Here is a 14,666-nt window from a genome sequence, read left to right as displayed (position 1 = left end):
AGATAATTCGGGCACGGAGAAACGCCGATGAATGATACCGTACGCTCAAACCGGATGAACCAAGTTTATTCGGTTGCGGCCAACAGGTCTTCTCAGAACGCTGTGGTACGGGCGATCAACCCGCCCGCCCCCGCGCTGGCGCAAAACTCGAAAAACCGGTATACTGCCCCACACGCAGCACATGCTCCAAGCACGAAGAGGATTCCCTCGTTCCATGTGGTCCGTGACGATCAGCCTGCTATGCAACGCGCTCGCGGCCCCCGCCGCGGCCGCGCCGGACTATGCCACGCAGGTGCGCCCGATCCTGGAGCGCAGTTGCTTCACGTGCCACGGCCCGGAGCGCCCGAAAAGCGGCTACCGGTTGGATGTGCGGTCCATCGCGTTGAAGGGCGGCGACAGCGGCAACCGCGCCATCGTCCCGCACGACAGCGCGAACAGCCCGCTGATCGCCTACGTGCGGGGCGACGACCCCGACACCGCGATGCCGCCGGCGCAGAGCAACCTTCCGCGCCTTACCGAAGAAGAGGTCGCGCTGCTCGCCGCCTGGATAGACGCGGGTCCCGCGTGGCCGGAGGAATTCGCAAACGAACCGGAACCGGAGCCCCCGCACTGGTCGTGGCTGCCGCTCGCCGCGCCGCCCATCCCGGGAGACGCGGAAAACCCGATTGACGCCTTTATCGGGGCGAAGCTGGCCGAGAGCGGTATCGCGCCCTCGCCGGAGGCGGATCGCCGCGTGCTGATCCGGCGGGTGTACCACGATCTCGTGGGCCTCCCGCCATCCCCCGAAGAGGTGGACGCCTTCTGCAACGACCCGGATCCGGAAGCCTGGGAAAAGTTGGTTGACCGCCTGCTCGACTCGCCGCGGCACGGCGAGCGCTGGGCGCGGCACTGGTTCGACACGATTCAGTTCGCCGATTCGCACGGCTACGAGCACGACATCGCCCGGGACAACGCCTGGCGCTATCGCGACTACCTCATCGGCGCCCTGAACTGGGACACGCCCTGGCCGCGCCTGATCCGCGAGCAGCTCGCGACCGATCACTTCTATCCAGACGAGCCGGAATTGACGCCCGCCCTCGGTTTCCTGGGCGCGAGCCCCTTCGACCTCAGCACCTACCTCACCGCCGGGGTCACCTTCGACTACCTCGCCCGCGACACGCTGGTCACGCAGACGATGGCCGCATTCGCCAGCACGACGGCGAACTGCGCGCGCTGCCATACCCACAAGTTCGACCCCATTACGCAGGAGGACTATTACGCGATCCAGGCCGTCTTCTCCGGCGTACTCAAGGGCGATCTCGCCTACGATCCCGACCTCCAGGTCAAGCGGGAGCGCGATCGATGGAAGGCGCTGCTTGCGGCGGCGCGCGCGAACGATACCCCCGCGTTGGAGGCCCCCGAGAACGCGCCGCTGGTCGAGGGGTGGATCGTGCGACGTGGCGCCGGCGCGGACTGGATTCCCCTCGAGCCCGACACATACCTTTCGCTCGAAGGCGCCACGCTGACCCGCGAGGGCGCCCGGATCGTCGCCAGCGGGCGCCGCCCGGAAAAGGACACCTATACCCTCTCGTTCACGCTGCCCGCCGGGCACGTGACCGCGATCCGGCTCGATGTGTTCGCGCACGAGAGCTTCCCCATGAACGGCCCCGGCCGCCAGGGCAACGGCAATTTCCACCTCTCGGAATTCGAAGCGCGGGTGTTTCCGCCGGACGCCCCGGAACCGGCGGCGCTGGCGGTGCGCCGCGCGACCGCCGATTTCAACCAGACGGACTGGGGCGTCGAGAAGGCCGTGGACGGCAACGGCGGGACCGCCTGGGGCATCCACCCGGCGTCGGGCGAGGATCACCATGCCGTCTTTGAGCTGGCCCAGCCCCTGGCCGCGCAACCAGGCGCACGCCTCGCCATTACCCTGAAACAGAACCATGGCGAACGGCATACGATCGGCGCCTTCCAGCTCTCCATCACGGACAGTGCACCGGAGCAAGCGGTCGCGTTGCCCGCCGCGGCGGAGGCCGCCCTGGCCCTTCCCGAGGGCGAACGCACGCCGGAACAGCGGTCCGCCATCGCGGCCCCGGTCCTGCGCTACGTGGCCGAGGCCGCCCTGGAATCGCTCCCGGACCCGGTGCATGTGTATACGGCGGCCGCGCGGGTCGGCATTCCCGCCGGCGGCGAATCCCCCACCCCCGCCGCCATCGAAACCCCCAAGCCGGTCCACCGCATGGAGCGGGGCGACTTCGACAAGCCGCGTGAGGAGGTTCCCCCGGGCGCGCTGTCGGCCATTGAGACGCTCCCGGCGCGATTTGACCTGGCCGACACCGCAAATGAAGCCGCCCGCCGCGCCGCGCTCGCGGACTGGCTCGCGCACCCCGAGAATCCGCTGACCTGGCGCAGCATTGTCAACCGCGTATGGCACTACCACTTCGGGCGCGGCCTGTGCGACACGCCCAGCGATCTCGGGCGCATGGGCGGGACCCCATCGCACCCCGAACTCATTGATTGGCTTGCCGTCTGGTTCCGCGACGAGGCCCGGGGATCGCTTAAAGCGCTGCACCGCCTGATTGTCACGAGCGACACCTACCGCCAGTCATCGGCGTTTCGCCCGAAGCCCGCCGCGATCGACGGCGACAACCGCCTCCTCTGGCGCCAGAACGTCCAGCGCCTCGACGCCGACAGCTTCCGCGATTTCACGCGCGCCGTGGCGGGCACGCTGGACCTCACCATGGGCGGTCCCGGCGTGCATCACTTCACGCAGGGCCCCGGTCCTCAACTCACGCCCGCACTCGACTACCAGGCCTACGGCTGGAACAGCCCCGGAGCCGGGCGCCGCAGCATCTACCGCTTCGTCTGGCGCGGCATCGCGGATCCCTTCATGGAAGCCCTGGACTTTCCGGATCTCGGGATCCTCGCCCCGGAGCGCAGCTTCTCCGCGTCCTCGCTTCAGGCGCTCGCGCTCTATAACGACCAATTCGTCCTCCACCAGAGCGCGGCGCTCGCGCAACGCCTCGAAGAGGAGGCCCCGACGCTCGACGCCCAGGTTGCCCGGGCGGCCCGGCTTTTGTGGTATCGTGATCCGGAGCCCGATGAAGGCAAGGCGCTCGCCCGCTACGCCCGCGATCACGGGCTGCCGGCGCTGTGCCGCGTCCTGCTCAACAGCAATGCGTTCCTGTTCGTCGATTAGCGCGCCGCGCGAACCGTGGCGAGAGGGTACATTATGACTTCCGATCGCGACCAAATGACCGCCGCGCGGGGCGTGAACCCCCATTGCCCCGGCCATGACGCGCCCGCCCTGACCCGCCGCGATTTCCTGCGGCGCACGAACCTCGGCTTCGGCATGCTGGCCTTCGGCGGGCTCGCCACGCGCTGGGCCGCCGCCGATGCGCCCGCGCTCCTCCCCCATTACGCCCCCAAAGCAAAGCACGTCATCTTCCTCTTTATGGACGGGGGCGTCTCCCATATCGACAGCTTCGATCCCAAGCCCGAGCTCGACAAACGCCACGGGCAGCAGGCCGACTGGGTCGCCGACAAGGGCTCCCAGGCCATCAGCCCGTCCCGAAAGTGGCTCAAGAGCCCCTGGGCCTTCAAGCAGCACGGCGAAAGCGGCCTCTGGGTGAGCGATCTCTTCCCGCACGCCGCCAAAGTCATCGACGACCTCTGCATCGTGCGCTCGGTCGTCGGTGAAACCCCGCTCCACGGCGCCCAGAACCTCCTGCTCCACACCGGGCGCAGCATCGGCGCCGCCCCAAGCATCGGCGCGTGGGTGTCCTACGGCCTCGGCACGGAAAACGAGAACCTGCCCGGCTATGTTCTCCTGAACAACGACTGGGTCCCCAACGGCGGCTCGCAGAACTTCGCGAGCTCCTGGCTGCCCGCCACGCACGAGGCCGCGGTGGTGCGGGCCAAGGGAACGCCGGTGGACAACATCGCGCCGTCCGACCCCATCGCCATCCAGCGCGCCAAGCTCGACTTCCTCCGCGCGCAGGACAGCGCCATGGCCGCCGATCGCGGCAACGCGGACATCATCGAGGCGGCCATTCAGAACTACGAAACCGCCGCCGCCATGCAGATGCTCGTGCCCGAACTATGCGATGTCAGCGGCGAGAGCGAAGCCACCCTCCGCCTCTATGGCGTTGATCGCCCGGATGACTTCGACCGCTTCTACGCGCTCCAGTGCCTGCGCGCAAGGCGGCTCGTCGAGGCGGGCGTGCGCTTCGTCGAGATCACGTGCCCCCTCACCCACAACAACAACGCCCCCTGGGACCAGCACGGCGAGCTTAAACTCCGCCACGAGGAAAACGCCCGGATCACCGACCAGCCGGTCGCCGCGCTCATCATGGATCTCAAAGCGCGCGGCCTGCTCGACGATACCCTCGTCCTCTGGGCCGGCGAAATGGGGCGCACCCCGCATTCCGGCGGCGACGACGGCCGCGATCACCATGTCAGCGGCTACACCATCTGGATGGCCGGCGGCGGCGTCCGCGGCGGCATGACCTACGGCGAAACGGACGAAATGGGTATGTCCGCCGTCGAGAACATCGTCGACATCCACGATATCCACGCCACCATCCTCCACCAGCTAGGCATGGACCACGAACGCCTCACCTACCGCTTCGGCGGGCGCGACATGCGCCTGACCGACGTGCACGGGCGCGTCATACGGCCCATACTCGCGTAGCGGCGCCTTGCGCCAGTCGCTCAACCGGCGTCTACTCGACAATAAACCCGTGATACAGGCCGAGGTAGTAGGCCAGCAGAAAGGGGGCGCCGTCCTTCAGGCGCGTGCCGTTGCCGCCCTCGTCCAGCCGCCAGGGATCCTCGCTGAAGCTCATGGCGTTTCGCTCGTCGACCGGGATCACATAGCCATCGACGCGGTAGCCGTTTCCTTTGGCCTCGCCGGGTTCGCGCACGTGGTCGGGCAGGGGAAGGATATCGATTCGGTGGCTGTTCTCAACGGACCACATAATCTGATTCAGCGGGAAGCGCTTTAGCCAGTCCACGCTGTCTTTGAGCCAGGCGCCCGTGGGAGAGAGGTCGGTGACGCCCCACTGCGTCTGCATGCCCTGGCCGAGGCAGAGCGCGGCATAGACAAAGTTGAAGAAGGGATTGCGCTCGTACTTTTCGATCTGCCAGTAGTAGAAAATGGAATTCTGGAACATGCGCAAGACCACGGGGTCTGTCTCGTAGCGGATGAGGTTGTAGTAGTTCATGAAGGCCATTTTGTCATCAAACTGCACATAGGAACCCGGTCCAGCCTGTAGTTTGGGCGCCACCATGCCGTTCATGGCATAGTGGTGATTCTCGACGAGGTCCATGAACACATCGCGGTATTTCTGATCGCCGGTCACGTGCCACGCCACATTGAGGTAGGTCAGGAGGCTGAGCGAATTCAGGCCGCGCTCCGCCCACCAGTCGGGGTCGCCATTGAGCGATTCCGGACTAAAATTGGCCCACCGCGTGGGCTGGCCATCGTGGTCGACGAGTTTGTAGTCGTGCTCGATCAAATGGTCCATAACGCGCGCGGTGACCTCGCGCACGCGCGCCTTTTCCGCGTCGGTCTCGGCCACGTGATCATAGTAGAGACCGTACAGCAGGAAATGGCCATCGAGTTCGTCGGAACTCGCGTCGGTCTTCCAATACCACTTGCCATCGCCGCTCGTCGGCCAGCGTGGAACGATGACCTTCCATAACGCGTCGCTCTTCTGCTTCTCGCGGTCACGTTCCGGGCTATTGTGTTCATTCGGGTTTGGCCCATCGGTGGGGAGAATGGTGCGCGCGATGAATCCCTTCGGCGCGGGATTCGAACCGGCCTGGGTCACCTCGCTCAGGAAGGCCAGCGCCTCAAAGGCCTTTGTCGCGCGTTCCTTGGCTATCGGATCGCCCGTGGCCGCGTAGGCGAAGCACTCCGCCGCGCCATAGAGCCCGGTGTACTGCCCGTCGTTGTCCGTATCGTGTTGCGTCCACGCCGACGTATCGCCAGGCTTTTCCAGGCTGACCCCCGCCACATATTCATACGGCGTGCGCCGGTGGCGGAGGTCGATCTCGTCTTCGAAATACTTCGCTTTCTCCGCAAAGGTCATGGGCTGATAATAGATGTGGCTCACGCCGCCCGCCGTCGCGATCCAGGCGCCGTCGGATGTGGCGGCTATGTCGCGCACTTCGTCGTCCGGTAGCCAGCGTTTGCCCGCGCGGTAGGCCCAATGGCCACCGTGGAAGTGGATGACGCCTTTTGGAGTCCCCAGCCAGAGCCCGCCCATCGGGACGATATCCATCGACGTGAAATTGTTGTACGGAAGGCCAGCGGAACCGTCATAGAGCGCGTCTCCGCCCCCTCCACTGATGACCACCCCTTGAGGCCCCGCGAATCCCAGATAATAATCACCGGAACCCTCCAAATCCGTTGGCGCCGTGATTCCGGGCCGGTAGTCGCTACAGTAAACAGCCTGCGCATTCTGAAAAGCCCAGTCGCCATAATTGTCGCCGGGTAAGACACGCTGCCACTCGGTATTGCGTCGGATCCTTTTTTCCAGAGCCTGCGGCGACTCCCTCGTGTCCGGCGGTATATAATCTCGCGTCAGGAGCAGTAACACGCCAACCCGAGTTGCAACGACAATAAGCCCATTAGTACTCACCGTGACATCGCGGATTTCTGTAACTTCGCTGTAGCGCTCGTCCAGCACTTCAATCTGCGTCGCCTTTCCGTCTTTCAGCGCGAATAGCCCCTTGTCCGTCGCGGCGAGCATGGCATCGTCCCCCTCGGACCTGTCCCACACCAAGGCATTGGGGGGCGCCGGGAGCTTCGCGAGCGGCGGGCCCGCCTTGCCGTCTATCACCGGATAGACATAGGCGTTGGTGACGGCATAAACCCGCTCGCTGTCGTACAGCAGCTTCTGAATATCCCCCGGCGCGCGAAACACTGTCTCCCATACGCTACCATTCCAGCGAGCAAGCCCCTCCGGCGTGCCTGCGTACACAAACCCCGTTGGCGTTACCGCTATGGCGCGTACGTCGTTCGACGGCAGGCCGTCCGCAATGGTGTAAGACCTCTGCATTTCCTGAGGGTACGAGCCCACCGAAATGCTCTCGGAGCTTTCCAACGGGGCGGCATTGGCAATGGCGGCCGGAAGCATCGCGGCCAACAGGAGGGCGAGCGGGCGGAAGGTCATCGTTAATCTCCCTGTGTGGGGCCTGTAAGAAGCACGCGTTGGTACTATACGGGCTGCCTGCCGGGACTTACAAAGGGGTGCCCGACCGGGTGATCCTGATGGGGCGGGATGCGCGGGCAGGGCATCGACGCGGGGATAGAAAGGAGAGCCTCCTGGGACAGACCTGCGGGCGTGCAGCGGTACCGGCACCGCAAGAAGCCACCTTCAGCAGCGCTCCGTACGCGAAGACGGCGACGAAGCTGTGGCGCTACCCGCGTTCCCACGCCAAATTTATCACGCCCTCAGCGCCGGGCCGACGCCTGGTGCATTAAAACCTGCTCCACCGCCACGCGAAACCAGTAGGTGAAATTCTCGGGATACACATCCAGCTCGCGAAGCAGGTCCACCGTCTCCACCCAGCGCCAATCGCTCACTTCGGTTGGATCCGGCTTCGGCGACCCGTCAAACGTACCGGCAAAAACGTGGTCCAGTTCATGCTCGATCAGGCCGTTGTCGAAGGCCGCGCGGTACGTGAACTGGAACAACGGTTCCAACGGCGCGTCAATCCCCATTTCCTCCCAAAGCCGCGCCCGCGCCGCCGCCCCCGTTTCTTCCCCCGGCGCCGGATGGCTGCAGCACGTGTTGGTCCAGAGCCCGCCCGAGTGGTATTTCGACGTGTGGCGCCGCTGCAACAGCCACCGGCCGGCACTGTCGAACAGGAATACCGAAAAAGCGCGATGGAGCTCGCCCCGCTGGTGCGCCAGGAGCTTCTCCCGGCGGCCCACCGGCCGATCATGCTCGTCCACCAGTATGACTTCCCGCGCCATGTTCTTTCTCCTGATCTGCCCGCGCCTTCGGTCGCTCGCCCACTCGTTACCACGGCCCTCCGTGGTAGTGCCCGCCGTGCCGCTCCCGCGGCGCAACGTGCGTCCAGATGGCCCGGGCCTTCTCCGCCGCTGCGAGGAACGCAATGACTCTACAAAGCGTAGCAACTCATAATCGCACACTCACCCCACGTAACGCCACTATACCATCATGTCGTACTTTTGTCAAAATAATCCTTGACAATTAGGGCGAGCCCGGGTACCATAATTCATACATTCGGTAACGTTAGCTCGGTTCGTGCCCCGGCGTCGGCGCGCGGGGTGGTTTCGTTTCCAACCACGAGGCGACATCGTGCGCAACGATTCAACGACAGACTGCGACTACCTGCTGGCGGGAGGCGGGCTGCAGAACTGCCTGATAGCGCTCCTCCTGCTGCACCGGCAGCCCGAGTGCCGCGTTACCCTCGTTGAGCAGGAGTCCGCCCTGTGCGGAAACCACACCTGGTCGTTTCACCTCGCCGACATCCCCCCGGAGGCCCGGGCCGCCCTGGAACCGGTGCTCGACTTCACCTGGGACCACTACACGGTGAAATTCCCCGGGATGCAGCGACGCGTGGACTGCCCCTACGGCAGTATCCTGTCGGAACGTCTCGCCGCCGCGGTTCGGGCGCGTATAGAGGCCGCGCCGAACGCGCGCCTGGTGCTGAACACGCCGATTGCGGCGGTTGACGCGGACCGAATCGTGCTCGGCAACGGACGGGTGCTCTACGGCCGGACGGTGATCGACGCCCGCGGCCTGCCGCCTCACCAGCCCGTGAAATCCACCGGCTACCAGAAATTCGTCGGGCTCGAACTCCGGCTTGCCGCCCCGTTCCCGCTTCGGGGCCCCGTCCTGATGGACGCCGAGGTCCCGCAGGAAGATGGGTTCCGCTTTTTCTATGTTCTGCCTTTTGAATCGGATTGTGTGCTGGTGGAAGACACGCGTTTCTCCGACAGCCCGGACCTGGATATCGCACGTCTGCGCGCGGAAGTGCTTCGGTATGCCGGCGGGCTCGGGCTCGACGTGCACGAAATCCTGCGAGAAGAATCGGGCGTGCTGCCGATGCCGTGGTCCGCGCGCCGTGTGTGGCCGGCCGCCCCGCCGCTGCTCGCAGGCTACCGGGGCGGCTTCCTGCACCCGGCAACCGGCTACTCGTTTCCCCTGGCCGTTCGCCTGGCGCTGCACATCGCGGACCGCGCGCCCGAGCCGCCGTTCGATGCAGGGTGGGCCGGATTCATGCGGCGCCATCGCGCCCAATATCGCTTTGCGACCTGGCTGAATCTGCTGCTGTTCCGGGCCTATCCGCCCGCGCGCCGTTACCACATCTTTCAACGGTTCTACACACTGCCCGAGGATGTAATCGAACGTTTTTACCGGCTCGAGATGACGCGCTGGGACCAGGCGCGGTTCTTTCTCGGGCGGCCACCCCGCGGACTGTCCCTGCGACGACTGCTTGAAGGAGCGCCCGAATCATGACTGCACCCCTGCGCATCGCCGATGAACGGCCCGCCGCGCCCGCCGCGCCACTCCGGGTGCGCGCGCACCTGCTGCACCGCCTCCGCGCCGAACTCTCGCCCGCCGCACTCCGCGCGCAGACCTCCGCCGCCGGCACGGCTCTTCCCAGAATGTACTGGCAGAAAGCCCTCGGCGCGCCGCTCCAGGATTTTCTCGATCGCAATTCAAAAATGTTTCGCGCGAGCATGACCGAATGGGCGTGGCGCGCGGCGGGCGGCGCCGGTGAAATGCCCATGGCCTTTGCGCTCGCCGTCGAAGCCATGCACGCCGGCTCGCTGATTATCGACGACATCGAGGATGGGGCCACCGAACGGCGCGGGGATGTGGCGCTCCACCTCCGCTATGGCGTCGCGCCGGCGCTGAACGCCGGCAACTGGCTGTACTTCTGGCCCGCGCGCCTGATCGGCGAGGCCGGCCTGCGCCCCGATCAGGAGCTCGCCGCCCTGAAAAAGCTCGCGGAGACCCAGCACCGCTGCCACCTGGGCCAGGGGCTGGATGTATCCCTGAAGGTCCAGGACATCCACCAGGAGGACATGCCCGCCGTCACCGCCACAAAAACCGCGCTGAAGACCGGCGCCCTAATGGGGCTCTCGGCCTGGCTCGGCGCCCTGGCGGCCGGCGCGGATCTCGAAACCTGCGAGGCCTACGCCGCGTTTGGCGAGGAACTCGGCGGCATGCTCCAGATCCTGGATGACGCCGGCTCCATGGCAAGCGGCGCGCGCGCGGAAAAAGCCCGGGAAGATTTGCTCACCGGCGCCCCCACCTGGCCCTGGGCCTGGGCGGCGCAGACCCTCGATCCCGCCGCCTACCGCGAACTCGTGCATCTCTCGCAAGACGTGCAGGGAGGGCGCGCGGAAACCTCGTTCCTCCGCGGCCGGCTCCGCGACGTGCTGCCGGAAAGCCTGGACGCCGATCTACACGCCCGGCTGGCGCACGCCCTGACGCACCTGGACAACCGTATCGCCAATCCCGCCTGCGTGGATGCGCTCCACCGGGAGTTTGAAAGGCTTCGCAACAGCTATGTCTGATACCGCCACCCGGAATCTCGTTCCCCCGTTCCCCCTGTCCGACCCGGGACGCAAGCCCGGCCGCGCCGTGGCCGTGATCGGCAGCGGTTTCGGCGGGCTGGCCGCCGCCATTCGCCTTCAGGCCGCCGGCCTCCAGGTCACCTTGTTTGAAGCGCGCGACAAGCCCGGCGGGCGCGCCTACGTCTACGAAAATGACGGATACACCTTTGACGCCGGCCCCACGGTGATCACCGCGCCCCAGTGCCTCGAAGAACTCTTCGCCGCCGCCGGACGCCGCCTGGAGGACTACGTAACCCTGCTCCCCGTGGAGCCGATGTACCGGCTCCAGTGGGACGATGGCGATCAGCTCGACTATACGGCGGATCTGGAGGACATGCTGGCCCAGATCCGCAAGCGAAACCCGAAAGATGCGGACGGATACCAGCGCTTTCTGGAGTACTCGAAGAAGGTCTTCGCGAAGGGCTACGAGGAACTCGTGGACGTGCCCTTCCTCCGCTTCAGCGACATGGTGCGCGTCGCGCCGGATCTCGCGCGCCTCCGGGCGGACCGCAGCGTCTACAAGACCGTTTCCCGGTACGTCAGCGACGATCACCTGCGCCAGGCCCTCAGTTTTCATTCGCTCCTCGTGGGCGGCAACCCCTTTGAGACCAGCGCGATCTACACGCTCATTCACTATCTCGAGCGCAAGTGGGGCGTCTTCTTCCCCAAAGGCGGCACGGGCGCGCTGATCCGCGCGCTGGTCCGCGTCTTCGAAGAGCTCGGCGGAACCCTCCATCTGAACGCCCCGGTCCAGGAAGTTACCCTCGTTCAGGAAGATGGCCAGACGCGCCACTGTGTGCACTGGGGCGATGGGCAAACGCTGGACGCCGAGGCCGTCGTCTCGAATGCCGACGTGCACCACACCTACGCGCGGCTGTACCGCTCCCACCCCGAAGCTCAGGCCACACAGCGCCGTCTCGAGCGCTCCGCCTGGTCGATGTCGCTCTTCGTGCTCTACTTCGGGACCGACCGCAACTACGACATCGCGCACCACACCGTGCTCTTCGGACCACGCTACAAGGAGCTCCTCCAGGACATCTTCCACGGTTCCAGGCTGCCCGATGATTTCAGCCTCTACCTGCACGCGCCCACCGTGACGGATCCCGACCTCGCCCCGCCCGGATGCGGAGCCTACTACGTCTTGAGCCCCGTGCCGCACCTCGGCAACGCCAACATCGACTGGGAGACCGCCGGGCCCGCCTACGCGGACCGCATCCTCGCGTACCTGGAGCGGAGCATGCCGGACCTGCGCAAACACGTCGTCACAAAGCACTGGATGACCCCCTGCGACTTCCGGGACACGCTCAAGGGCTACCACGGCGCGGCCTTCTCCCTCGCGCCGACCCTGACGCAAAGCGCGTGGTTCCGGCCGCACAACCGCGACCCGAAAATCCCCGGCCTCTACATCACCGGCGCGGGTACGCACCCCGGCGCGGGTGTACCCGGCGTCGTGAACGCGGGGAAGGCGACAGCTGGCGTGTTGCTCGCAGATATGGGCGTGAAGGTGTCCTGATGGAGGCCCGCGATGCCCAGACTTTCCGGGAGACCATCCAGCATCACAGCAAGAGTTTCTCCTTTGCGTCCACCCTCATCCCGGGGGAAGCGCGGCGCCACGTCGAGGTGCTCTATACCTGGTGCCGCCGCGCCGACGACGCCATCGACCTGGCGGACCCCGAGGACCACGATGCCGCCCTGGCCGCGCTGAAGCGGGAATTGGACGCCATTTACGCGGGTGATCCATCGCACGACGCCCTCGTGACGGCCATGCAGCAACTCGTCCGCGAATTCCAGATTCCGCGGACCTATCCGGAGGAGCTGCTCGAAGGCATGGCCATGGACGCGCGCGGCGTCGCCTATCCCGACCTGGACACACTGCTCCTCTACTGCTACCGCGTCGCGGGGACCGTCGGCCTCATGATGAGCCACGTGCTCGGCGTGCGCGACCCCCGCGCCCTCCAGCATGCCGTCCACCTCGGAATCGCCATGCAGATCACCAACATCTGCCGCGACGTCCGCGAGGACTGGGACCGGGGCCGCCTTTACCTGCCCCACGACCTGCTCGCCCGCCACGGCGCAGCGGTCCTACCCTGGCAGAAGGGCCGACCGCTGTCGCACCAATGCCGCGATGCGCTCTCAAGATCCGTTTCCGAATTGCTCAATCTGGCTGACGTGTATTACGCCTCCGCGGACATCGGCATGCGCGGCCTCTCCTGGCGCGCCGCGCTCGCGGTCCGCGCCGCGCGCTTCATCTACGCCGCAATCGGCGACGCGGTCCGGGCGCGGGGTTGCGACGTCTTCGCCGGACGCGCGTTCGTGCCGAAATGCCGAAAGTACCTCCTCGGGCTCAAGGCCGTCGCCTGGGCCATCGCCGAAATCCCATTTCGGACGCTGAATCGCTTTTCCCGGGCCCCGCTATCCAGGCCGCTTCGTTATCCTGGCGACGTCCTCTTATTGCAGAATAAGGCCTGATAGCGGACGCCCGGCGCGCCCACTCCCGGAATGATTCGAATGGACCAACATGACTTCGTGATAATCGGCGCGGGCCACAATGCGCTCGTCTGCGCCGGCTACCTCGCCCGGGCCGGGCACAATGTCCACGTCGTGGAACGCCGCCACATTGCGGGCGGCGCGGTGGTGACGGAAGAGATCGTTCCGGGATTCAAGTTCGACCTGGGCGGATCCGCGCACATTCTGATCAACCACACCCCCATCGTGCGCGATCTGGACTTGGAGCAACACGGGCTCGACTACATCGATCTTGACCCCCTTTTCTTCGCCCCGTTTCCCGATGGCTCCCATATCACCATCTGGCGGGATATCGAACGCACCTGCGAAAGCATCGCGGCCGTTTCCGAAAAAGACGCCGCGGCCTACCGCGATTTCGTCCGAAAGTGGACGCCCGTTGCCGAGACCTTTGTCGATGCCTTCCTGAACCCGCCGTCGCTCGGCGGCATCGCGAAATCGCTCGTCGCGGACACCTGGGCGCGGAGCGAAAATTTCCTGGAGACCCTGCGGAACGCGCTGTCCGGCTATGGCCCGATGATCCGGCGGAGTTTCTCCGATCCCCGCGTCCAGGCCGTCGTCGGCTGGATGGCCGCGCAGTCCGGACCGCCCCCCGGCGAGGCGCTCTCCGGCCCCCTCGCCATGTGGCACCCGCTCTACCACCGCAGCGGCATGCGGCGCCCCCGCGGCGGCTCCGGCATGCTGACCCAGGCCCTCGCGCGCATGATCGAATCGCGCGGCGGAACCATCACCACCGGCGCGCCCGTGAAGCGAATCCTGCTGGAGGACGGTTGCGCGCGCGGCGTCGAGTGCGAGGACGGCCGCATCATTCGCGGGCGTCGGGTCGTCTCCGGCGCGCACATCCGCGCCACGCTCGGGATGATCGACCCCGAGGCCAGACCAGCGGCCTTCGAAAAGTCCATCATGAAGCGCCGCATCGGCAATGGTTTCGGCATGGTCGTGCGCTTCGCCATGAACGAACTGCCCAACTACACCGCGCTGCCGTCGCCGGACACCCACACCGGCAGCGATCACCACAACGCGCTCCAGTTCATCTGCCCGGACATGGACTACCTCGACGCCGCCTACGCCGATTTCCAGGCCGGACGGCCGTCGCGCCATCCCGCGCTGCTGGCCATGACCTTTTCCAAGGCCGACCCCAGCCTGGCGCCGCCCGGAAAGCACACGATGTTTCTCTGGGGGCAATACTACCCCTACGAACTCGCCGGTGGGGAAAACTGGGACGCCATCGGGGATCGGGAGGCCGATATCATGCTCGACACCCTGGCCGCCTACGCGCCGAACGTCAAGGAAGCCGTGATCGATCGCCTCGTGGAGACGCCGCTCTACCTGGAGCGCGAACTCGGGCTGCTGCGGGGCAACGTGATGCACCTGGAAATGTCGTCGGACCAGATGTTCTTCCGGCGGCCCGCCTGGGGCGCACACCAGTACCGCGCCCCCATCCCCGGCCTCTACCTCACCGGCGCCAGCACCCACCCCGGCGGCGGCATCATGGGCGCCGCCGGCCGCAACGCCGCCACCGTCATCCTCCGCGACCTGGAACACTGATCGGGAACCG

Annotated in this window: 9 protein-coding genes; 7 read left to right on the top strand and 2 right to left on the bottom strand. The window is 66.1% G+C overall.

Annotated elements, in window-relative coordinates; genetic code table 11:
- The first annotated feature begins 214 nt into the window (after positions 1-214).
- Both KF886_17980 and KF886_17975 read left to right on the top strand, forming a co-directional pair.
- A complete protein-coding gene (locus KF886_17980) occupies positions 215-3,178 on the top strand; it encodes a PSD1 domain-containing protein (GenBank protein MBX3179248.1) in 2,964 nt (987 codons plus the stop codon).
- A gap of 54 nt (positions 3,179-3,232) precedes the next feature.
- Positions 3,233-4,672, top strand: a complete 1,440-nt coding sequence (locus tag KF886_17975) for a DUF1501 domain-containing protein (protein MBX3179247.1) — start codon at positions 3,233-3,235, stop codon at positions 4,670-4,672.
- A 31-nt stretch (positions 4,673-4,703) separates the two neighbouring features.
- Here KF886_17975 and KF886_17970 read toward each other — a convergent pair whose 3' ends face one another.
- Together KF886_17970 and idi are read right to left on the bottom strand one after the other, a co-directional pair.
- Positions 4,704-7,160 (bottom strand): hypothetical protein, encoded by a 2,457-nt coding sequence (locus tag KF886_17970; GenBank protein MBX3179246.1) that lies wholly within the window; start codon positions 7,158-7,160, stop codon positions 4,704-4,706.
- A gap of 281 nt (positions 7,161-7,441) precedes the next feature.
- The gene (idi, locus tag KF886_17965) at positions 7,442-7,966 is read right to left on the bottom strand and encodes an isopentenyl-diphosphate Delta-isomerase (protein ID MBX3179245.1); all 525 of its coding nucleotides are present in this window, start codon (positions 7,964-7,966) and stop codon (positions 7,442-7,444) included.
- Between the two features lie 349 nt (positions 7,967-8,315).
- Here idi and crtY point away from each other — a divergent pair, with 349 nt between their 5' ends.
- Genes crtY through KF886_17940 form a run of 5 tightly spaced genes read left to right on the top strand, consistent with a single transcriptional unit; the run spans position 8,316 to position 14,656 of the window.
- Positions 8,316-9,479 (top strand): lycopene beta-cyclase CrtY, encoded by a 1,164-nt coding sequence (gene crtY, locus KF886_17960; GenBank protein MBX3179244.1) that lies wholly within the window; start codon positions 8,316-8,318, stop codon positions 9,477-9,479.
- Entirely contained in the window at positions 9,476-10,546 is a 1,071-nt protein-coding gene (locus KF886_17955; protein ID MBX3179243.1) for a polyprenyl synthetase family protein, read from the top strand. Before crtY ends, KF886_17955 begins: the two co-directional genes overlap by 4 nt.
- The gene (locus KF886_17950; GenBank protein ID MBX3179242.1) at positions 10,539-12,098 is read left to right on the top strand and encodes a phytoene desaturase; all 1,560 of its coding nucleotides are present in this window, start codon (positions 10,539-10,541) and stop codon (positions 12,096-12,098) included. Before KF886_17955 ends, KF886_17950 begins: the two co-directional genes overlap by 8 nt.
- The gene (locus tag KF886_17945) at positions 12,098-13,054 is read left to right on the top strand and encodes a phytoene/squalene synthase family protein (protein ID MBX3179241.1); all 957 of its coding nucleotides are present in this window, start codon (positions 12,098-12,100) and stop codon (positions 13,052-13,054) included. Before KF886_17950 ends, KF886_17945 begins: the two co-directional genes overlap by 1 nt.
- Before the next feature lie 39 nt (positions 13,055-13,093).
- Positions 13,094-14,656, top strand: coding sequence for an NAD(P)/FAD-dependent oxidoreductase (locus tag KF886_17940; protein MBX3179240.1), 1,563 nt, complete (start codon positions 13,094-13,096; stop codon positions 14,654-14,656).
- Positions 14,657-14,666 lie beyond the last annotated feature (10 nt).

Source organism: Candidatus Hydrogenedentota bacterium, assembly GCA_019637335.1.
Lineage (GTDB): Bacteria > Hydrogenedentota > Hydrogenedentia > Hydrogenedentales > JAEUWI01 > JAEUWI01.
This window is presented reverse-complemented; position numbering and strand designations above follow the sequence as displayed.

Bases quoted from the DNA above. Each gene is read 5' to 3' on its own strand.
- KF886_17940 (MBX3179240.1), top strand. From the start codon at position 13,094: ATGGACCAACATGACTTCGTGATAATCGGCGCGGGCCACAATGCGCTC.
- KF886_17975 (MBX3179247.1), top strand. From the start codon at position 3,233: ATGACCGCCGCGCGGGGCGTGAACCCCCATTGCCCCGGCCATGACGCG.
- KF886_17945 (MBX3179241.1), top strand. From the start codon at position 12,098: ATGGAGGCCCGCGATGCCCAGACTTTCCGGGAGACCATCCAGCATCAC.
- KF886_17950 (MBX3179242.1), top strand. From the start codon at position 10,539: ATGTCTGATACCGCCACCCGGAATCTCGTTCCCCCGTTCCCCCTGTCC.
- idi (MBX3179245.1), bottom strand. From the start codon at position 7,966: ATGGCGCGGGAAGTCATACTGGTGGACGAGCATGATCGGCCGGTGGGC.
- KF886_17955 (MBX3179243.1), top strand. From the start codon at position 9,476: ATGACTGCACCCCTGCGCATCGCCGATGAACGGCCCGCCGCGCCCGCC.
- KF886_17970 (MBX3179246.1), bottom strand. From the start codon at position 7,160: ATGACCTTCCGCCCGCTCGCCCTCCTGTTGGCCGCGATGCTTCCGGCC.
- KF886_17980 (MBX3179248.1), top strand. From the start codon at position 215: ATGTGGTCCGTGACGATCAGCCTGCTATGCAACGCGCTCGCGGCCCCC.